Source organism: Winslowiella toletana (assembly GCF_017875465.1).
GTDB lineage: Bacteria > Pseudomonadota > Gammaproteobacteria > Enterobacterales > Enterobacteriaceae > Erwinia > Erwinia toletana.
The window spans coordinates 1,475,606-1,495,617 of sequence record NZ_JAGGMQ010000001.1 but is presented as its reverse complement, the minus strand read 5'-3'; the positions used below and the strand labels follow the sequence as shown (position 1 = coordinate 1,495,617).

At 53.6% G+C, this 20,012-nt stretch carries 16 protein-coding genes; 10 read left to right on the top strand and 6 right to left on the bottom strand.

Annotated elements, in window-relative coordinates:
- Positions 1–369: 369 nt before the first annotated feature.
- Entirely contained in the window at positions 370–1,521 is a 1,152-nt protein-coding gene (metK, locus tag J2125_RS06960) for a methionine adenosyltransferase (protein WP_017803497.1), read from the bottom strand.
- A gap of 860 nt (positions 1,522–2,381) precedes the next feature.
- Here metK and speA point away from each other — a divergent pair.
- Positions 2,382–4,358 (top strand): biosynthetic arginine decarboxylase, encoded by a 1,977-nt coding sequence (gene speA / locus J2125_RS06955; RefSeq protein WP_026112049.1) that lies wholly within the window; start codon positions 2,382–2,384, stop codon positions 4,356–4,358.
- Positions 4,359–4,491: 133 nt separating this feature from the next.
- Positions 4,492–5,415, top strand: a complete 924-nt coding sequence (gene speB, locus J2125_RS06950; protein ID WP_017803499.1) for an agmatinase — start codon at positions 4,492–4,494, stop codon at positions 5,413–5,415.
- Positions 5,416–5,422: 7 nt separating this feature from the next.
- Here speB and idi read toward each other — a convergent pair whose 3' ends face one another.
- The 4 genes from idi to loiP all read right to left on the bottom strand — a co-directional run bounded on the left by idi (position 5,423) and on the right by loiP (position 9,245).
- A complete protein-coding gene (idi, locus tag J2125_RS06945) occupies positions 5,423–5,983 on the bottom strand; it encodes an isopentenyl-diphosphate Delta-isomerase (protein ID WP_017803500.1) in 561 nt (186 codons plus the stop codon).
- Between the two features lie 66 nt (positions 5,984–6,049).
- Positions 6,050–7,024: a terpene synthase family protein gene (locus J2125_RS06940; protein ID WP_017803501.1), complete on the bottom strand. Its 975-nt coding sequence runs from the start codon at positions 7,022–7,024 to the stop codon at positions 6,050–6,052.
- 2 nt (positions 7,025–7,026) lie between these two features.
- Positions 7,027–8,394: an FAD-dependent oxidoreductase gene (locus tag J2125_RS06935; protein WP_017803502.1), complete on the bottom strand. Its 1,368-nt coding sequence runs from the start codon at positions 8,392–8,394 to the stop codon at positions 7,027–7,029.
- 98 nt (positions 8,395–8,492) lie between these two features.
- The gene (gene loiP, locus J2125_RS06930; RefSeq protein WP_017803503.1) at positions 8,493–9,245 is read right to left on the bottom strand and encodes a metalloprotease LoiP; all 753 of its coding nucleotides are present in this window, start codon (positions 9,243–9,245) and stop codon (positions 8,493–8,495) included.
- Positions 9,246–9,536: 291 nt separating this feature from the next.
- On the opposite strand from loiP, the gene tkt reads away from it, so the two are divergent.
- The 7 genes from tkt (at position 9,537) to J2125_RS06895 (ending at position 17,946) form a co-directional block, all read left to right on the top strand.
- Complete coding sequence (gene tkt / locus J2125_RS06925; RefSeq protein ID WP_017803504.1) at positions 9,537–11,528, top strand: transketolase; 1,992 nt, start codon at positions 9,537–9,539, stop codon at positions 11,526–11,528.
- A gap of 332 nt (positions 11,529–11,860) precedes the next feature.
- Positions 11,861–12,880: an erythrose-4-phosphate dehydrogenase gene (epd, locus tag J2125_RS06920; protein ID WP_017803505.1), complete on the top strand. Its 1,020-nt coding sequence runs from the start codon at positions 11,861–11,863 to the stop codon at positions 12,878–12,880.
- A 51-nt stretch (positions 12,881–12,931) separates the two neighbouring features.
- Entirely contained in the window at positions 12,932–14,095 is a 1,164-nt protein-coding gene (gene pgk, locus J2125_RS06915; protein ID WP_017803506.1) for a phosphoglycerate kinase, read from the top strand.
- A 96-nt stretch (positions 14,096–14,191) separates the two neighbouring features.
- Positions 14,192–15,271, top strand: coding sequence for a class II fructose-bisphosphate aldolase (fbaA, locus tag J2125_RS06910; RefSeq protein ID WP_017803507.1), 1,080 nt, complete (start codon positions 14,192–14,194; stop codon positions 15,269–15,271).
- Positions 15,272–15,463: 192 nt separating this feature from the next.
- Entirely contained in the window at positions 15,464–16,342 is an 879-nt protein-coding gene (gene mscS / locus J2125_RS06905) for a small-conductance mechanosensitive channel MscS (RefSeq protein ID WP_017803508.1), read from the top strand.
- A 144-nt stretch (positions 16,343–16,486) separates the two neighbouring features.
- Positions 16,487–17,110 (top strand): arginine exporter ArgO, encoded by a 624-nt coding sequence (gene argO, locus J2125_RS06900; RefSeq protein WP_026112050.1) that lies wholly within the window; start codon positions 16,487–16,489, stop codon positions 17,108–17,110.
- 107 nt (positions 17,111–17,217) lie between these two features.
- Positions 17,218–17,946 carry an oxidative stress defense protein gene (locus tag J2125_RS06895; RefSeq protein WP_017803510.1) on the top strand — a complete coding sequence of 243 codons (729 nt, stop codon included), beginning with the start codon at positions 17,218–17,220 and terminating at the stop codon, positions 17,944–17,946.
- Between the two features lie 30 nt (positions 17,947–17,976).
- Here the strand turns inward: J2125_RS06895 and J2125_RS06890 are convergent, their stop codons facing one another.
- A complete protein-coding gene (locus J2125_RS06890; RefSeq protein ID WP_017803511.1) occupies positions 17,977–18,876 on the bottom strand; it encodes a LysR family transcriptional regulator ArgP in 900 nt (299 codons plus the stop codon).
- Between the two features lie 194 nt (positions 18,877–19,070).
- On the opposite strand from J2125_RS06890, the gene rpiA reads away from it, so the two are divergent.
- Complete coding sequence (rpiA, locus tag J2125_RS06885) at positions 19,071–19,730, top strand: ribose-5-phosphate isomerase RpiA (RefSeq protein WP_017803512.1); 660 nt, start codon at positions 19,071–19,073, stop codon at positions 19,728–19,730.
- The last annotated feature ends 282 nt before the right edge of the window (positions 19,731–20,012 follow it).

Genomic DNA, 20,012 nt, shown 5'->3' with positions numbered 1-20,012 from the left:
TTTTCACTCTTTCCAGGTTAATTAACCACTAAGTTATAGCACCTGATAAGTTTCTGACATTATTCCAGTTATTGGCAATCAGACGACGCTGAAAATAGCGCATTTTCTGGCTGATTAATACGCCGTAAAAATCCTAAATTACCGATAAATAAAGCGTTTCAAAATGTAATCGTTATCATCTGTTTGGTGTCAAACGGTAAAAAACCTCTGTAGGGGCGGCGTTCTCGCCGCCCGTGTTAAAGATTTGCACTCATTATGCTGACGGCGTTCTCGCCGCCTGCGCGAAAGTCTGGCGCCGAGGCAGCATAAAAAAGGGAGCCGAAAACGGCTCCCCTACAATGGTGTTACAGATATGAATGTTATCGAAAATTACAGACCCGCAGCGTCGCGCAACTGCGCAGCTTTGTCGGTTTTTTCCCACGGGAAGTGCTCACGGCCAAAGTGACCATAAGCTGCCGTCTCGCGGTAGATTGGGTGCAGCAGATCGAGCATCTGGATCAGACCGTAAGGACGCAGGTCAAAGAACTCGCGCACCAGCAGGGTCAGCTGCTCGCTGGCGATTTTCTCAGTACCGAAGGTTTCCACCATGATTGATGTCGGTTCAGCCACACCGATAGCGTAGGAAACCTGAATCTCACAGCGATCCGCCAGACCAGCGGCAACGATGTTCTTCGCCACGTAGCGTGCAGCGTAGGCTGCTGAGCGGTCAACTTTCGATGGATCTTTACCGGAGAATGCACCGCCACCGTGACGCGCCATGCCGCCGTAGGTATCCACGATGATTTTACGACCGGTCAGACCGCAGTCGCCCATCGGGCCACCGATAACAAAACGGCCAGTCGGGTTAATAAAGAATTTGGTGCTGGCGGTCAGCCACTCGGTCGGCAGAACTGGCTTGATGATCTCTTCCATCACCGCTTCCTGCAGATCTTTCAGGCCAATCTCTTCCGCGTGCTGAGTTGACAGCACTACCGCGTCGATGCCGACAATATTGCCGTTATCGTACTGGAAAGTGACCTGGCTTTTCGCATCAGGGCGTAACCATGGCAGGGTGCCGTTCTTACGCACTTCTGCCTGACGCTGTACCAGACGGTGCGCATAGGTTACTGGCGCAGGCATCAGCACATCGGTTTCGTTGGTGGCGTAACCAAACATCAGGCCCTGGTCGCCAGCGCCTTGCTCCAGCGGATCGGCGCGGTCAACACCCTGATTGATATCCGGGGACTGTTTGCCAATGGCGTTTAACACCGCACAAGAGTTGGCGTCAAAGCCCATATCGGAATGGACATAGCCGATTTCACGCACCGTATTACGGGTGATCTCTTCGATATCGACCCAGGCGCTGGTCGTAATTTCGCCGCCAACCAGAACCATGCCGGTTTTGACGTAGGTTTCACAGGCAACGCGTGCTTTTGGATCCTGTTCGAGGATGGCATCCAGCACGGCATCGGAAATCTGGTCGGCGATTTTGTCAGGATGTCCTTCTGATACAGACTCGGACGTAAAAAGGTGTTTAGCCATTTTATTCTTTACCTTACTAAAACGGGTGGAATAACAACTGCATAGCGAAGAGACAGGTTAGCCTGAATCCACGCCCCCTCAGGCAAAGCCGTGAGCAGTTCATTGGTGCAGGCAGTAATGTCACAGTAGTACTGACAGCCTTACAGCGGCATAGCAGTCCAGAAGTTAGCCAGTATAGACGGATTAACATCTGGACGGCTATTTTAGGTTACTCGTTAATCGAATTGCCAGCGATTTTTGCCGTTGCGCATTTTTGGCCTCTGCCGGAGTGGCAAATTTTCCTGACAGCAGTCTCAGTCAGCACATTTTAACTTTGCATTTTGCCGTCCGGAGCTGTATAAAACGCCGCTGCCTTTCAGGCAGATAAGGGCGCTGCGCCGCTGCGGTGTGGCCTCAGTCAGACAACCAGCGCGTTGCTGGTCTGCACCCTCTGACCCGTTTTTTTCCATATGCTTACAGGGCATATGTGGAGGTGATACGAGTAATGAACCACGTTTTCGCTATGCACGGTTCGCTGCGCCACACTGGCGTACTTCAATCCCTTTCTGTTTCTCCGTCGATTCTGCTCTCTCGCCGAAGTTATATTCGTTTCGGTAATCTTCACGACACCTGCGCCGGTTAACCTTTTGCTACAGTTTTGCAAGGGGACTCTCAGTTTACTGTGGGTCGACTGCCGCTTTTTCTGACCCGTTTAACGGAGTTCGGCGACGTGTTTTATACTGAAAAATCATTTAACCCGCACTGTGCGCTGACAAAGTCATTGATGCCGGGTTTATCGACAGCCTGCGGGTTGTTCTGGCAGGATCGACCTGCGATAGTGGTTAACTGTTCCGCATCATTACTTAAAATTGAGGTTCGCGATGTCTGACGACATGAAGACAATTAAGGGTTCGTCAGCAGGCGAACAGGGTGTACTCCGCTCAATGCAGGAGGTGGCCATGAGTGATCAAGACGCCAGCAAAATGCTGCGCACCTACAATATTGCCTGGTGGGGCAATAACTACTACGACGTCAATGAGCTGGGCCATATCAGTGTTTGCCCGGATCCCGATGTGCCGGAAGCGCGTGTCGATCTGGCGAAACTGGTTAAAGAGCGTGAGGCTGACGGCCAGCGTCTGCCAGCGCTGTTCTGCTTCCCGCAGATCCTGCAGCACCGCCTGCGCTCGATCAATGCGGCGTTTAAACGTGCGCGTGAATCTTACGGCTATAAAGGGGATTACTTCCTCGTTTATCCGATCAAAGTAAACCAGCACAAACGTGTGATCGAATCGCTGATCAACTCTGGTGAGCCGCTGGGTCTGGAAGCCGGATCCAAAGCCGAACTGATGGCGGTGCTGGCGCATGCCGGTATGACGCGTTCGGTGATTGTCTGTAATGGTTATAAAGACCGTGAATATATTCGTCTGGCGCTGATTGGCGAAAAGCTGGGACACAAAGTGTACCTGGTGCTGGAAAAAATGACCGAAGTGAAGCTGGTGCTGGAAGAAGCAGAGCGCCTGAATGTAGTACCGCGTCTTGGCATCCGTGCGCGTCTGGCTTCGCAAGGCTCGGGTAAATGGCAGTCAAGCGGCGGCGAGAAATCGAAGTTTGGTCTGTCAGCGACTCAGGTATTGAAGCTGGTGGAGATTATGCGTGCAGCGGGTCGTATCGACAGCCTGCAACTGCTGCACTTCCATCTTGGCTCACAGATGGCCAACATCCGTGATATCGCCACCGGTGTGCGTGAATCGGCGCGCTTCTATGTGGAACTGGCTAAGCTGGGCGTTAATATCCAGTGCTTCGATGTCGGCGGCGGGCTGGGCGTGGATTATGAAGGCACCCGTTCGCAGTCGGACTGCTCGGTGAACTATGGCCTGAACGAATACGCCAATAACGTGATCTGGGCGATTGGCGATGCCTGTGAAGAGCATAATCTGCCGCATCCAACGGTGATCACCGAGTCGGGCCGTGCGGTCACCGCGCACCACACGGTGCTGGTGTCGAATATTATCGGTGTTGAGCGTAACGAGTTCAGCACGCCACTGGCGCCAAACGCGGACTCACCGCGCCCAATCGTCAGCATGTGGGATACCTGGCAGGAGATGCATGAGCCGAATAACCGTCGCTCACTGCGCGAATGGCTGCACGACAGTCAGATGGACCTGTTTGATATCCACAGTGGCTACTCGCAGGGCACCTACGATCTGACGCAGCGCGCCTGGGCTGAACAGCTCTATCTCAGCATTTGCCACTATATCCAGCTGCATCTGGATCCAAGCAATCGTGCGCACCGGCCGATTATTGATGAGTTGCAGGAGCGTATGGCGGATAAGATTTACGTCAACTTCTCGCTGTTCCAGTCAATGCCGGATGCATGGGGTATCGATCAGCTGTTCCCGGTACTGCCGCTGGAAGGGCTGAATAAATCCCCGGAACGTCGTGCGGTGTTGCTGGATATTACCTGTGACTCTGACGGTACGATTGACCACTACATTGATGGCGACGGCATCGCAACCACCATGCCAATGCCGGAATATGATGTGGAAAATCCACCGATGCTGGGCTTCTTTATGGTCGGGGCTTATCAGGAGATCCTTGGCAATATGCATAACCTGTTCGGTGATACCGAAGCGGTGGATGTATTTGCCTTTGCTGATGGCAGCGTGGAAGTACAGCTTTCCGATGAAGGCGATACGGTCGCGGATATGCTGGAGTATGTGCAGCTGGATCCGAAAGAGCTGCTGCGTCACTTCCATAACCAGGTAAAAGAGACCGATCTTGATGAAGAGCTGCGCGCGCAGTTCCTCGAAGAGTTTGAAAGTGGTCTGTACGGCTATACTTACCTGGAAGACGAATAAACTGCCAGTAACGGGCGGTGATTACGCTGCCCCTGAATATGTATACCCCTAAATCCCTTCCTCGTCGGGTTAACGACGCGGAGGGGATTTTTTTCATCTATAGCTGAATAATAGATTTAAAGAGGACAGTATTATGAATAACACCCTGGGCAATGAGTACGATAACTCACTGGTTTCTAACGCCTTTGGTTTTATGCGCTTCCCGGTAAACTTCCAGCCATACGACGCTGACGCCGAATGGGTGATTACCGGTATTCCTTTCGATGCCGCCACCTCCGGTCGTCCGGGCAGCCGTCTGGGGCCGAACGCCATCCGCCAGATCTCGACTAATCTGGCGTGGGAGGGGTGCCGTTATCCGTGGAATTTCGATCTGCGTAAGCGTCTGAAAGTGATCGACTGCGGCGATCTGGTGTATGCCTTTGGTGATTCACAGGATCTGACCGACAAACTGCAGGCGCACGCGGAAAAACTGCTGGCCAATGGCAAGCGCATGCTGAGCTTTGGTGGCGATCACTATGTCACGCTGCCGCTGCTGCGCGCCCATGCCAGATACTTTGGCAAAATGGCGCTGGTGCACTTCGATGCGCATACCGATACCTACTCCAATGGCGCTAAGTTTGATCACGGCACCATGTTCCACCATGCGCCAGCTGAAGGCTTGATCGATCCCGATCACTCCGTGCAGATCGGTATTCGCACTGAGTTTGATAAAGATCTGGGTTATCACGTGCTGGATGCGGCGCAGGTTAACGATCGCGGCGTTGACGATATTCTGGCGCAGGTGAAGCAGATTGTCGGCGACCTGCCGGTTTATCTGACCTTTGATATCGACTGTCTTGATCCGGCCCATGCGCCAGGCACCGGCACGCCGGTGATTGGTGGCCTGACCTCGGATAAAGCGCTGAAACTGGTGCGTGGATTGCAGGGGCTGAATATTGTCGGCATGGATATCGTTGAAGTCGCGCCTGGCTATGACCAGTCGGATTTGACCGCGCTGGCCGCGGCCACGCTGGCGCTGGATATGCTGCATGTACAGGCGGTAAATAAAGGCGAATAAATCCGCTTTAATCAGGGTGGAAATCCTTCCACCCTGATCGTAACAGCCGTGGCTGCTGGCGGACAATTTTGGTAAACCAGATGGTGAAATCAGCGGGATGAGCGCTCAGCGCCTGCCCGACTTCATCGGGGCTGCGCCATGCCCAGTCAGCTACTTCGGCAGGGTCGGGCTGCGGCGTGCCGCCGAAGACGCCGATATACAGATGATCATACTCATGTTCAATCAGGCCATTCGCCAGCTCTGCGCGATAGATAAAAGCCGTTACCCACTGTAATTTACACTGAAATCCCATCTCCTCCTGCAGACGACGTAAGGCGGCGCAGTGGGTCTCTTCCTGCGCGCGCGGATGACCACAACAGGTATTGCTCCATAATCCCGCCGAATGATACTTGCCTGATGCACGTTGCTGCAGCAGCAGGCGTCCCGCATCATCGAACACGAAAATGGAGAAGGCGCGGTGCAATATCCCGAGCTGGTGAACCTGTAACTTACCGGCAACGCCGATCTGGCAATCACTGTCATCAACCAGAATAAGCGATTCGTCGTCTGGTGACCCCTTATCATGCATGATCACAAGAGACCTCCCGAAAATGGGGTTAGCGGATTGCCCCCGGCAGCGATGGTCGCGCGGAGGCTACTCTTTTTGCTGGTGATTGTAGCGCGGCGTAGCAGAAGACCATTCGAGATTACCCCGCATCCAGTGTTCCATGCCGGCGATATAACGCAGCACAATTTTCCGATCTACAGCAGAGAGGTGAAGTTTGTACAAAAACGCGGAGAGTTGTGTACGGGCATGCAGAAAACATTTCACGCGTGAGGTGATTAAATGATTAACCATAACCATCGCACTGCTGATATCGCAGCCCATATGATGCGCAAAAATAACCACATAGCTGTTACTGGATGGATGGTCGATCTCTTTAGCATAAGACCAGATATCGTTGGTCATGCCGGTTACATCACAGGTGACATCGGTCAGCACGCGGTTGAGATCGCTTTCAAAGAATCCCGGCGGCAGCTCTTTATGCCAGGCGTATTCATTGATGCTGAGGGTGGTTTTCACCGCGCCGGTATTGCGCCGTATTTCGGCAAAGGTCAGTAAGTCGGGAATATAGCCCTCCGCCGTCATGGCAATCTCTTGTTGCAGCGAAACCAGGTACTGGTCAACCGTCAGCAGAAAGCGTTGTTGCGCATGCTGGCCCATACCCGCCGCGAGTTTCTGCCACAATATTTCCCACGCCGTCTCAAGCGTGGTCCGGGCGGTGACCTGCGCGTCAGCTTTAATCAGCTGGCGTAAATGTTCAAGCATCGCCAGCGTATCATCGGCGGCTGACTGGCCGCCCGGCTCATCCACCTGGTCATCCAGAATAAACAGCCAGTTGATCCAGTTAATAATTTGTTCTAATTCGGCTGCGCCGACATCAGGATAGGTTCTGGCGGCAAGATCGCCGAAAGTGACGAATTGCTGCAAACGGTCGCGGTCATTTTCGGCATCCACCAGTGCGGTTACTTGCAGCCAGGCCAGTGCGTTTTGGGTGGCAATCTGCTGGTGCCGGTTCAGGCGAGTGGTAAATGGAATATAGAATTCAGCTAAATCAAACGCATGCATGATTATCTCCTGAACCAGCCGATTGCCATGCGCGCCGCAACAGAGGGCGCAAACAGCACTGACGGCGGATCGACCATATTCATCACCCGCACGAAGCGCTGATAAATATCAGGGTATTTTGTCGCCATTATCAGAACCTGATTAAGGTAATGCTGTGCAAGTCGGGCATGCCATGCGTTCTCACCGCCTTCAGTGGTGGGATACAGCAGGTCTGCCCCTGTCGCCATGGTCCATGGCCACGCACATAGCGCCGCAAGTTGTTGCTGAAATGAGGTGGTGATATCGGCCAGTCCGGCGCGTGAGTGTAACGTCTTGTCCAGAAGCTCAGCAGAGAGGGCCGCAACCGTCATACCCTGACCATATATTGGATTAAATCCACAAACTGCATCACCCATCACAATCAAACCAGCAGGCCATTTCGCCTGGCGCTCATAATGGATCCAGCGGTTTTCTGTCCGCCGGTAATGCCATACAGGTGAGACCGGTTCAGCATCTTGCAGCGCCTGATACAGCCCGGGATCGCGCAGACTGTGGGCAAAATTAAGAAAACCGGCTTCATCCTTTGGCGGATAATCGCCGCCGCCGCCCATCAGCACCACCATCCATTGATCATGCTCAATAGCAAACATCCCGCCAGCGCGAAAACAGTCTGGCGGCTGGGCGCTGATGATTAATGCCTTCCATGGCGCAGAGCTGGCGCCAGTGGGGCGACGGTAGAGGCGGGACGAGTAACCGAGGAAGGCATTAACCACGCGTTTTTGCGCCTGACCATAACCCAGATCGTTGAGCCATCTGGCGGTCTGTGACGAGCGTCCGCTGGCATCAATGACAACATCTGCTGCGAGGGTTTGCCCGGCGGCGAGGTGCGAGTGGCGCGGCATCACCCGTACTGCGCGGATCTGCCCGGTTTGCGCATCAACTTCAAGTCCGGCCACTTTATGCCGGGAGATCAACTGCACGCGGTTATCAGCCACGACACGCTGTCGCAGCGCGAACTCAAGCAGATCGCGGCTGGCGGAGCAGGTGATTAATCCATTGCCGCCATTGGCCATCCAGCCGGCAGGGCCGTACCAACGTACATCGGCATACCAGTCCAGTGGAATAGCGCCCCGGCTAAATAACTCAGCGCCCAGATCGGGGAAAAAATGGTCGAGCACACGTCGTCCGCGCACCATTAAAAGATGAACATGACGAGCTTGTGGCACGCCATTACGCGCTTGCGGCGTTGCCGGTAGCTCATCCTGTTCAATCAGATATACATGGGGAAAGTGGTCGCATAGCACCCGGGTTGCCAGCAGACCGGCAATGCCGGCGCCGATAACAACAGCGCAGCGTTGAGAATGGGTGATTGGCGGGCGACAGCTGTTCATGATCTGGCGTCACTCTCTGTATGGATGATACTCACTGACGACAACATTGAGTATCATCCATAGCGATCAATTACAGAGAGTGTTACCGGAATTGCAGGTTATTTTCCGGCAGCAATACGCTCTTTAATATGCTCTGCGCGCGCTGCAGAAGCAGGGTGCGAGTCAAACATGCTGCTCTGATGGCCGCCTTCCAGCTTCGCCAGTTTTTCAAAGCTGGTGACCAAGCCGTTCGGGTTAATGCCACGTTTTTTCAGCAGATCAAATGAGTAGTCATCCGCCTGTGACTCCTGAGTCTGGGAGAACTGCGCATTGACCAGTTTCTCGCCGAGGTCGCCGAGCTGCGATTGTGACAGTGAGGCGGCAATGCCACCGGCAGCGCCAGCCGCCGAACGGGCAGCGGTGGTGGCATAAGCAACCTGCATCGCTTTACGCGTGTGGCCCAGCGCCACGTGGCCCATTTCATGACCCAGCACGCCTTCAACTTCATTGTCGGTCATCATATCCATCAGGCCGCTATAGACGCGGATACAGCCGTTAGCCATCGCCCAGGCGTTGACGTCTTTGGTCACGTAGACCTTATAGTTGGCCGGTGTGCCGTTGATATTGTCACCCAGCGCGGCGGAGATTTTTGCCAGTCGTTTAGCGTAGGTGCTGCTGGCAGGGGCAATTTGTGCTTCGCTGTCCATCTGCTGACAGGATTTATCGCTTAACTCTTTAACCTGTGCATCGCTCAGCGTGGCGGCCTGATAAGCCTGGGCGCCGGACTGCATCAGAGCGCTGGTATCAAGGTTTTGGCAACCAGCAAGCAGGGTAGCAACACTAAATGCTAAAGCGGCAGTTTTTAATTTCATTCCATTTATCCCAAATTTAGTAACAAGGTAATAAAAACAAACACCTGAAAAAATCTCAATCAATGAGATTTTTGCAGAACAGGGTTTTTATAGCCCTTTAGTGAGCAAATGCATAGCAGACTGCGTCGCAAAGCGCGAATTGTGCCGGTTTTTTTGCAATATACGCCATGTACATTTCACCTGTTTTTCATGTACATTGATTGTCGTCTTTCCTTTGGCTTTGCCTGATAACTGATTAATTACAATAAGTTAGGGACGGCGAAGCGAATCATTCCCGAACTGGAGTAGAAAATGCCTTCTCGTAAAGAGCTTGCCAACGCCATTCGCGCACTCAGTATGGATGCAGTGCAAAAAGCCAAATCTGGTCACCCGGGCGCCCCGATGGGCATGGCGGATATCGCGGAAGTATTATGGCGCGACTATCTGAACCACAACCCAACCAACCCGCTGTGGGCCGATCGTGACCGTTTTATTCTGTCTAACGGCCATGGCTCAATGCTGATTTACAGCCTGCTGCACCTCAGCGGCTACGATCTGCCGATGCAGGAGCTGGAAAACTTCCGCCAGCTGCATTCCAAAACCCCAGGCCACCCTGAGTATGGCTATACCGCAGGTGTTGAAACCACTACCGGTCCACTGGGCCAGGGCATTGCTAACGCGGTTGGTTTCGCCATCGCAGAACGTACTTTAGCGGCGCAGTTTAACCGTGAAGGCCACGATATCGTCGACCACAACACCTGGGTGTTTATGGGCGACGGCTGCATGATGGAAGGCATCTCCCACGAAGTCTGTTCACTGGCGGGTACGCTGAAGCTGGGCAAACTGGTGGCTTTCTATGATGACAACGGCATCTCCATCGATGGTCATATCGACGGCTGGTTTACTGACGATACCGCGCAGCGTTTTGAAGCTTACGGCTGGCACGTTGTGCGCGGCGTTGACGGCCATGATGCAGCGGCGATTAAAGCCGCCATCGAAGAAGCGAAAACCGTTAGTGACAAGCCTTCACTGCTGATGTGCAAAACCGTAATCGGTTTTGGTTCACCAAACAAAGCAGGCACCCACGATTCACACGGCGCACCGCTGGGTGATGACGAAATCGCACTGACCCGTAAGCAACTGGGTTGGGAGCATGCGCCATTTGTGATCCCACAGGATATTTACGCGCAGTGGGATGCGAAAGAGGCCGGTCAGGCGAAAGAAGCGGCCTGGAACGACAAGTTCGCCGCCTACGCTAAAGCGCACCCGGAACTGGCTGCTGAGTTCAAACGTCGTAGCGTCAATGCGCTGCCGGAAAACTGGCAGGCAGAGTCACAGAAATATGTTGAGCAGCTGCAGGCTAACCCGGCGAAAATCGCCAGCCGTAAAGCCTCGCAGAACGCTATCGAAGCCTTTGGTAAGCTGCTGCCGGAATACCTGGGCGGTTCCGCTGACCTGGCACCGAGCAACCTGACTATCTGGTCTGGCTCGAAACCGATTAACGAAGATCTGGCGGGTAACTACATCCATTACGGTGTGCGTGAGTTCGGTATGACCGCCATCGCTAACGGCATCGCGCTGCACGGTGGTTTCCTGCCGTACACTGCGACCTTCCTGATGTTTGTCGAATATGCGCGTAACGCCGCGCGTATGGCCGCGCTGATGAAAATTCGTCAGATTATGGTCTATACCCACGACTCTATCGGTCTGGGTGAAGATGGCCCGACGCATCAGCCGGTTGAACAGATGGCCAGCCTGCGCGTTACACCAAATATGAGCCTGTGGCGTCCATGTGATCAGGTTGAGTCCGCGGTGGCCTGGAAATATGCCATCGAACGTCAGGATGGCCCGACGGCGCTGATCTTCTCCCGTCAGAACCTGGCGCAGCAGGATCGTACTGCTGAGCAGCTGGCAAACGTGGCGCGCGGTGCTTACATCCTGAAAGATTGCGCAGGCCAGCCTGAGCTGATCCTGATCGCGACCGGTTCTGAAGTTGAACTGGCGGTAGGCGCTTATGACCAGCTGACCACTGAAGGCCGCAAGGTGCGTGTGGTGTCGATGCCGTCTACCGACGCTTTCGATAAGCAGGATGCAGCTTACCGTGAGGCTGTGCTGCCTAAAGCGGTCAGCGCGCGCGTCGCCATCGAAGCGGGTATCGCTGATTACTGGTACAAGTACACCGGTCTGAACGGCGCGGTAATCGGCATGACCAGCTTCGGCGAGTCAGCACCGGCTGAGAAGCTGTTTGATCTGTTTGGCTTTACGGTTGCCAATGTTGTGGCAAAAGCGAAAGAGCTGATCTAATCGTGTGGAACGGGTGGCGATAACGCCACCCTACATAGCTTTGTGTAGGGGCGGCGTTATCGCCGCTTTTTTTTATCTCTTCCCCCTGATTATTCCTTTTGTAATAGCCGCCTTTTGTTCAGTTTTGTGATGTAGATCTAATATTGAGCAGCGTTATTGATCACAATCATTCCCGCTATTCTTCACTTCATTTATTCTAGCTGAAGCGTTTCAGTTGGTGATAGTGGCAGGCTGTACAGCAAAGTTCAGGCAGTGAGAATTCCCTGTACAAATTAAGACAGCTGGCACAGGCTATCGGCTGTTTAACCAGTGAATTCTGACGCAGGAGTGTTATGACCGTTCGTGTAGCGATTAATGGCTTTGGGCGCATCGGACGCAATGTGTTACGTGCTTTATACGAAACCGGGCGTCGGGCTGAAATTACCGTGGTTGCCATCAATGAACTGGCCGATGCCACGGGGATGGCGCATCTGCTGAAATATGATACCAGCCACGGGCGTTTTGCCTGGGATGTGCGGCAGGAGCGCGACCTGTTAACGGTCGGCGATGACACCATCCGCATCCTGCACCTCGCGCCGATTGCGGAGTTACCCTGGCGCGAGCTGAACGTGGATGTGGTGCTTGATTGTACCGGGGTTTACGGCAGCCGTGCCGATGGCGAAGCGCATCTGCAGGCCGGGGCGAAGAAGGTGCTGTTCTCCCATCCTGGCGGCCACGATCTTGATGCCACGGTGGTATTTGGCGTCAATGAGAAAGCGCTGCGGCCCGCTGACCGGATTGTGTCTAATGCATCCTGCACCACCAATTGCATTATTCCAATTATTAAGCTGCTGGATGATGCCTTTGAGATTGAATCCGGCACCGTCACCACTATTCACTCGGCGATGCACGATCAGCAGGTTATCGACGCTTATCATCCTGATTTGCGCCGTACCCGTGCTGCCAGTCAGTCGATTATTCCGGTTGATACCCGTCTTGCCGCTGGCATTACCCGTATTTTTCCGAAATTTAACGACCGCTTTGAAGCTATAGCGGTACGTGTGCCGACGATTAACGTAACGGCCATCGATTTAAGCGTCAGTGTGCGCGAAGCTGTCAGCGCATCTGAGGTCAATGCCTTACTGCAAAATGCCTCAGAAGGGGCATTTAGTGGTATAGTTGACTATACGGAATTACCGTTAGTCTCTATTGATTTTAACCATGATCCGCACAGCGCCATCGTTGATGGCACGCAGACGCGGGTCAGCGGTCAGCACCTGATTAAGACCTTGGTCTGGTGCGATAACGAATGGGGCTTTGCTAACCGGATGCTCGATACCACGTTAGCGATGGCCGCAAGCGGTTTCAGGTAAGACGCGGTCTGCGTCTGGCAAAACTTATGAGAATCAACGAGAGGGTTCACCATGTCTGTAATTAAGATGACCGATCTGGATCTTGCTGGTAAACGCGTATTAATCCGTTCGGATTTGAACGTGCCAGTGAAAGAAGGGAAAGTGACGTCTGATGCACGTATTCGCGCTTCTCTGCCGACTATCGAACAAGCACTGAAGCAGGGTGCGAAAGTGATGGTAACGTCTCACCTGGGTCGTCCGACCGAGGGTGAATACAACGAAGAGTTCTCTCTGTTGCCGGTTGTTAATTACCTGAAAGACAAACTGGGTGCTGATAATGTCACCCTCGCTAAAGATTACCTCGACGGCGTTGAGCTTACCGCAGGCAAACTGGTGGTGCTGGAAAACGTTCGCTTTAACAAAGGCGAGAAGAAAGATGACGAAGCGCTGTCAAAAAAATATGCGGCGCTGTGCGACGTGTATGTGATGGACGCCTTCGGCACCGCACACCGCGCCCAGGCATCAACCCACGGCGTCGGCAAATTTGCGCCAGTCGCCTGTGCTGGCCCGCTGCTGGCCGCTGAGCTGGAAGCCCTGGGTAAAGCGCTGAAAGCCCCTGCGCGCCCAATGGTCGCCGTCGTGGGTGGTTCTAAAGTTTCCACTAAATTCGACGTGCTGAACTCTCTGGTCAAAATCGCTGACACCGTCATTGTCGGCGGCGGTATCGCTAACACCTTCGTGGCTATCGACAACAATGTCGGTAAATCGCTGTATGAGCCAGACTTCGTTGCAGCGGCCAAAGGTCTGCGTGATGAGTTCGGTATTCCGGTGCCAACTGACTCCCGCGTTGGTACGGAATTCTCTGAAACTGCCCCTGCAACAGTGAAAAAAGTTTCCGAAGTGCAGGATAATGAAGAGATTATGGACTTCGGCGATGAAACCGCAGAAGCGATGGCGAAACTGCTGAAAGAAGCCAAAACCATTCTGTGGAATGGCCCGGTTGGTGTGTTCGAGTTCCCGAACTTCCGTAAAGGCACCGAAATTATCGCTAAAGCAATTGCTGAAAGCGACGCATTCTCTATCGCTGGCGGTGGTGACACCCTTGCAGCGATTGACCTGTTCGGCATTGAAGACCAAATCTCCTACATCTCTACCGGTGGCGGCGCATTCCTTGAGTTTGTCGAGGGCAAAGTACTGCCAGCTGTAGCCATGCTGGAAGAGCGTGCTAAGCAGTAATGCTTGCGGCAGGGCATGGTCCCTGCCTGGAATCGCCTGAAACAGGCGAAGCTGAACTCACTTTTTTAATACTGCCAACGAAACAGGACAAATAGCATGTCTAAAATTTTTGATTTCGTAAAACCAGGCGTTATCACCGGTGATGACGTACAGAAAGTTTTCCAGGTAGCGAAAGAGAACAAATTCGCTCTGCCAGCAGTTAACTGCATCGGCACTGACTCAATCAACGCCGTTCTGGAAGCTGCTGCTAAAGTTAAAGCGCCGGTTATCGTCCAGTTCTCTAATGGCGGCGCCGCGTTTATCGCTGGCAAAGGCTTTAAATCTGATGTGCCACAGGCTGCGGCAATTCAGGGCGCCATCTCTGGCGCGCATCATGTGCATCAGATGGCTGAACAGTATGGCGTGCCGGTGATCCTGCATACCGACCACTGTGCGAAGAAACTGCTGCCATGGATCGACGGTCTGCTGGACGCCGGTGAAAAACACTTTGCAGCGACCGGTAAACCCCTGTTCTCTTCTCATATGATCGACCTGTCAGAAGAGTCTCTGGAAGAAAATATCGAGATCAGCAGCAAATATCTGGCGCGCATGGCGAAAATCAACATGACGCTGGAAATCGAACTGGGTTGTACCGGTGGTGAAGAAGATGGCGTTGATAACAGCCATATGGATGCATCTGCACTGTATACCCAGCCGCAGGACGTTGATTACGCTTACGAAAAACTGAACGCGATCAGCCCGCGTTTCACTATCGCTGCCTCTTTCGGTAACGTACACGGCGTGTACAAGCCAGGCAACGTTAAGCTGACCCCAACTATCCTGAAAGATTCTCAGGAATACGTCAGCAAGAAACACGGTCTGCCGCACAACTCGCTGGATTTCGTTTTCCACGGTGGTTCCGGTTCTTCTGCGCAGGAAATCAAAGATTCAATCAGCTACGGCGTAGTGAAAATGAACATTGATACCGATACTCAGTGGGCGAACTGGGACGGCATCCTGCAGTACTACAAAAAGAACGAAGGTTATCTGCAATCGCAGCTGGGTAACCCGGAAGGCGCTGATAAGCCAAACAAGAAATATTACGATCCACGCGTATGGCTGCGTTCTGCACAATCCTCAATGGTTGTGCGTCTGGAGCAGGCATTTAAAGAACTGAACGCGATCGACGTTCTGTAATCTTTAAACGTGACTGATAAAAAAGGCCCTGAGGGGCCTTTTTTTATGGGCAAACGGCGGAAAAATGTAAGGAAATTCTGCGGTTGTTTGGCAGAGGCGGCATTTTTTGTTTACCCTTTGTGAACTGGATTGTCAGATCGCTCTGGCAATATTTTGTCATTTCCCACTGGGGATTTACTACAGGGCTGATAAATGGAAGATTTAAACGTGCTAAATGGCATCAACAGCGCCGGTGGCTGGCTGGTGCGTAACCAGGCATTGCTGCTGAGCTATGCGGTCAATATCGTCGCCGCCATTGCGATTATTATCGTGGGTATGATTGTGGCGCGCATTATCTCTAATGGTGTAAACAGAGTGCTGCTGGCGCGCGGTATTGATGCGACGGTGGCGGATTTCCTGTCGGCAATGGTGCGTTACGGGGTGATTGCTTTTACCCTGATTGCTGCACTGGGACGCGTCGGGGTGCAAACCGCTTCTGTCATCGCGGTGCTGGGCGCCGCCGGTCTGGCCGTGGGTCTGGCGTTGCAAGGCTCGCTGGCTAACCTTGCGGCTGGCGTCCTGCTGGTGACCTTCCGTCCTTTCCGTACCGGTGAGTTTGTCGACCTTGGCGGCGTGATGGGCACCGTGCTCAGCGTGCAGATCTTCTCCACCACGCTGCGTTCTGCCGATGGCAAAATGGTGGTGGTGCCAAACGGTAAAGTGATTGCCGGTAATATTGTTAACTTCTCGCGCGAACCGGTGCGCCGTAACGAGTTTATCGTTGGCGTCGCTTACGATGCGGATGTTGATGAAGTAAAACAGCTGCTGCGTGAAGTGGTGGAAGCGGATGATCGCGTGCTGAAAGATCGCGGCATCCAGATAGGCCTGAATGAACTGGCGGCCTCTTCGCTGAACTTTGTGGTGCGTTGCTGGAGCAACAGTGGCGATCTGCAGGATGTTTACTGGGATCTGCTGGCGAACTTTAAAAAAGCGCTGGATAGCAAAGGTATCGGCATTCCTTACCCACAGATGGATGTGCATCTGCATCACAATAAGGCTCCGCAGCAGCAGGAACCCGCCCCGACTGAGTAATGCTTTAACCGGGTGGTGGGGCGCTGTCGCCACCACCCGCCCCGCTATTAGCATTTCTGATGCTGCATTAATTCTTTCAATTTCCGCTAATAATTACGCCAGGTTAAACTTGCCCGCATCAGGATAGTTAAGAGGGCGTTGCCGGTGTTTTCAATTTATTTTCAGGGTGTTGCCTTAGGCGCGGCACTGATATTACCGCTTGGCCCACAAAATGCTTTTGTGATGAATCAGGGCATCCGGCGCCAGTATCATCTGATGACTGCTGGTCTCTGTTCGCTGAGCGATATCCTGCTGATCTGCGCTGGCGTGTTTGGCGGTAGCGCGTTGCTGAATCAGTCGCCGCTGCTGCTGAATCTGGTCACCTGGGGTGGGGTGGCGTTTCTGTTGTGGTATGGCTGGGGCGCGCTGCGCACCGCATTAAGCGGCAATATCGCGCTGGCTTCCGCCACGCTGTTGCAGCAGAGCCGCTGGCGCATTATCGCCACCATGATGGCGGTCACCTGGCTGAATCCGCATGTATACCTCGATACCTTTGTGGTGCTGGGTAGTCTCGGCGGTCAGCTACCGGCAGAAGCGCGCTACTGGTTTGCGCTGGGCACCATCAGCGCGTCGGTATTGTGGTTCTTCGGCCTTGCGCTGCTGGCATCCTGGCTGTCGCCGCTATTAAGCACCCGTAAAGCCCAGCGGATTATCAATCTGCTGGTGGGGCTGGTGATGTGGTTTATCGCCTTTATGCTGGCGCAGAAGGGAATCGCCGGATTTAACTGAGATCCGTCCGTTGCGCCAGGGGTTTATAAGAGCATTACGTATGTTGACAATTATCGCGATAAGATACTCTGGTAAGAATACTACTATGTCTTCAGGGAGGACTTCAGGTGAAATTGAAAGCGCTGGCTCTGGCCGCAATGATGGGCGCAGGAACACTGCCTTTAGCAGTGCAGGCAGAAGAGTTGCCAAATGGCCCGCATGTGGTCACCTCCGGGCAGGCAAGCGTCGATGCCACGCCGGATATCGCCACGCTGGCGATTGAAGTGAACGTGTCATCAAAAGATGCCGCCGAAGCCAAGAAGCAGGCCGATACCCGTGTGGCACAGTATTTCGATCTGCTGCAGAAAAACGGTATCGACAAGAAAGATATTGATGCTGCCAATCTGCGTACTCAGCCAGAATACGATTATACCAAAGAGGGTAAATCGATACTGAAGGGCTATCGCGCGGTGCGTCAGGTGCAGGTGACGCTGCGTCAGCTGGATAAACTTAACGACCTGCTTGATGGCGCGCTGAAATCCGGTCTGAATGAGATCCGTTCAGTCGAACTGGGTGTGGCGCATCCGGACGAGTATCGTAATCAGGCGCGCAAAGCAGCGATTGATAATGCGACTAAACAGGCCGCTGCGCTGGCGGAAGGCTTTAACGCGAAGCTGGGACCGGTTTACAGCATTCGTTACCATGTGGCCAATTATCAGCCGATGCCAGTGGCGCGGATGTATAAAACCGCCGATGCAGCGCCAATGACCTCTGCTGAACAGACCTACGAGCAGCAGAGCATTCACTTTGACGATCAGGTGGATGTGGTGTTTGAGATTCAGCGTAACCAGCAGTAAAAAAACAGGCCGGAGTGTCCGGCCTGTTGACTATTCAGTATCCTGACGTAGCACCCGATGACCATGCGCCAGCAGGGCGTCGGTCACCCGCCGCATCAGCCGGCTCTCCGGCGCAAAACGGTGCCAGTAAAGCATCCGGCGCTGTAACAGCCCCGGCGTTAAATCAATCAGTTCACCGCTGGCCAGCTCTTTCTCGATTTGCAGATGCGGGATCATACAGCAGGTCGACCCCTGACGCGCCAGCTGCACAAAAGCTTCCGACGAGTTAACGATATGGCAGGGCACGCTGCCCGGCGACAGATCGAAGTTTTGCTGCAAAAACGCCTGATGCATATCATCCAGATGGTCAAAGGCTACCGCCGGGGCTTTCAGCAGCGCGGAGCGCGTGACGCCATTCGGGAAGTAGCGATCGGCAAACTCTCTGGAGCCGACAAACAGATAGTCCAGCGCACCCAGCTGATCGACCAGACAGCTTGGCAGTGGCTGCGGCTGGATCGAAACCGCCCCCACCACTTCACCACGACGCAGACGCTCCTGAGTGCGGGTCTCATCTTCGACCTGCAAATTCAGACGCACCGGCGAGTCGGTCAGCACGGTTTTCAGTGCCGGCAGCAGCCAGGTCGCCAGACTGTCGGCGTTGACCGCCAGTGACAGTAGCAGCGGGGTAGCGCCGCCATTTTCATCACCCAGCCACTCCTCTTCCAGCAGCTCTACCTGATGTAACAGCGCCAGCAGCTTCTGCCCCTGTTCTGTCGGGCGCGGCGGCACGGTTCGCACCAGCAGTGGCTGGCCAAACATATTCTCTAACTGCTTAATCCGCTGTGATACCGCGGATTGGGTAATGCATAGCTTTTGCGCAGCACGTTCGAAGCCACGCTCACGAATCACCGCATCCAGCGCCTGAAGCGTTCTGTAGTCCGGGCGTTTCATTATTGTTGTCTTCTCCTTCAGGGATGGTGCCAGCACTATGCCATAAAAACTGGCGTTTGCCCTGACCTTACTTTTCAATCACTTTGTGCACTGGCTTCCACTCCTGTCGATCGAACACCGCAGAACCGAACATTTTGCGTGAAGCTTGCTTTATACTAGCTGCACACTGAAGCAGCACAGGCTTTAAACATACCATGACGCAGGATGAACTGAAAAAAGCAGTCGGTTGGGCAGCGCTCGAATACGTGCAACCCGGAACCATTGTCGGTGTGGGCACCGGCTCCACCGCCGCACACTTTATTGATGCCCTCGGATCGATTAAACATCAAATCGAAGGCGCAGTTTCCAGCTCTGACGCTTCCACCGCCAGACTGAAAAGTTTAGGGATTCAGGTGTTCGATCTGAATGAAGTGGATGCGTTATCAATCTACGTTGATGGCGCCGATGAGATCAACCCGCAGATGCAGATGATCAAAGGCGGCGGCGCGGCGCTGACGCGCGAGAAAATTATCGCTGCGGTGGCGGATAAGTTTATCTGCATTGCTGATGAGTCGAAACAGGTAGATGTGCTGGGTAAATTCCCGCTGCCGGTGGAAGTGATCCCGATGGCCCGTGCGTTTGTGGCGCGTGAGCTGGTGAAGCTGGGCGGCCTGCCGGAGTATCGTCAGCATGTGCTGACCGATAACGGCAACATTATTCTCGACGTGCATAATCTGCAAATTCTTGAGCCGATTGCGCTGGAAAAAGCGATTAATGCGCTGCCAGGCGTGGTGACTGTCGGCTTGTTTGCCAGCCGCGGCGCGGATGTGGCGTTAATCGGCACCGCTTCAGGTGTGAAAACTATCGATAACTGATCGGTATGCCAGCAGTTATTTACCATAAAAAAATATCTTTTCTTCAGCAGGCTAAATTTGGTGACTTATGTCACATAACTTCGGCCTGCTGCACCATCGTTCTGAGATGGTGAACGGTATCGCTATAATCTGCCGCATTGTTCTGTCTGCCCATGTGGCCGTACTGAAGCGCAGGCAATCGTTTGTATTGCTGCGCGCGTATTTTTTGATATTTTGACAGAAGGCTGGCTTATATCCCGGTAATCCGTACAGAACACCGGCGATGCCCAATAGTTCTTAAGT

Bases quoted from the DNA above. Each gene is read 5' to 3' on its own strand.
- metK (WP_017803497.1), bottom strand. From the start codon at position 1,521: ATGGCTAAACACCTTTTTACGTCCGAGTCTGTATCAGAAGGACATCCT.
- speA (WP_026112049.1), top strand. From the start codon at position 2,382: ATGTCTGACGACATGAAGACAATTAAGGGTTCGTCAGCAGGCGAACAG.
- speB (WP_017803499.1), top strand. From the start codon at position 4,492: ATGAATAACACCCTGGGCAATGAGTACGATAACTCACTGGTTTCTAAC.
- idi (WP_017803500.1), bottom strand. From the start codon at position 5,983: ATGCATGATAAGGGGTCACCAGACGACGAATCGCTTATTCTGGTTGAT.
- J2125_RS06940 (WP_017803501.1), bottom strand. From the start codon at position 7,024: ATGCATGCGTTTGATTTAGCTGAATTCTATATTCCATTTACCACTCGC.
- J2125_RS06935 (WP_017803502.1), bottom strand. From the start codon at position 8,394: ATGAACAGCTGTCGCCCGCCAATCACCCATTCTCAACGCTGCGCTGTT.
- loiP (WP_017803503.1), bottom strand. From the start codon at position 9,245: ATGAAATTAAAAACTGCCGCTTTAGCATTTAGTGTTGCTACCCTGCTT.
- tkt (WP_017803504.1), top strand. From the start codon at position 9,537: ATGCCTTCTCGTAAAGAGCTTGCCAACGCCATTCGCGCACTCAGTATG.
- epd (WP_017803505.1), top strand. From the start codon at position 11,861: ATGACCGTTCGTGTAGCGATTAATGGCTTTGGGCGCATCGGACGCAAT.
- pgk (WP_017803506.1), top strand. From the start codon at position 12,932: ATGTCTGTAATTAAGATGACCGATCTGGATCTTGCTGGTAAACGCGTA.
- fbaA (WP_017803507.1), top strand. From the start codon at position 14,192: ATGTCTAAAATTTTTGATTTCGTAAAACCAGGCGTTATCACCGGTGAT.
- mscS (WP_017803508.1), top strand. From the start codon at position 15,464: ATGGAAGATTTAAACGTGCTAAATGGCATCAACAGCGCCGGTGGCTGG.
- J2125_RS06890 (WP_017803511.1), bottom strand. From the start codon at position 18,876: ATGAAACGCCCGGACTACAGAACGCTTCAGGCGCTGGATGCGGTGATT.
- rpiA (WP_017803512.1), top strand. From the start codon at position 19,071: ATGACGCAGGATGAACTGAAAAAAGCAGTCGGTTGGGCAGCGCTCGAA.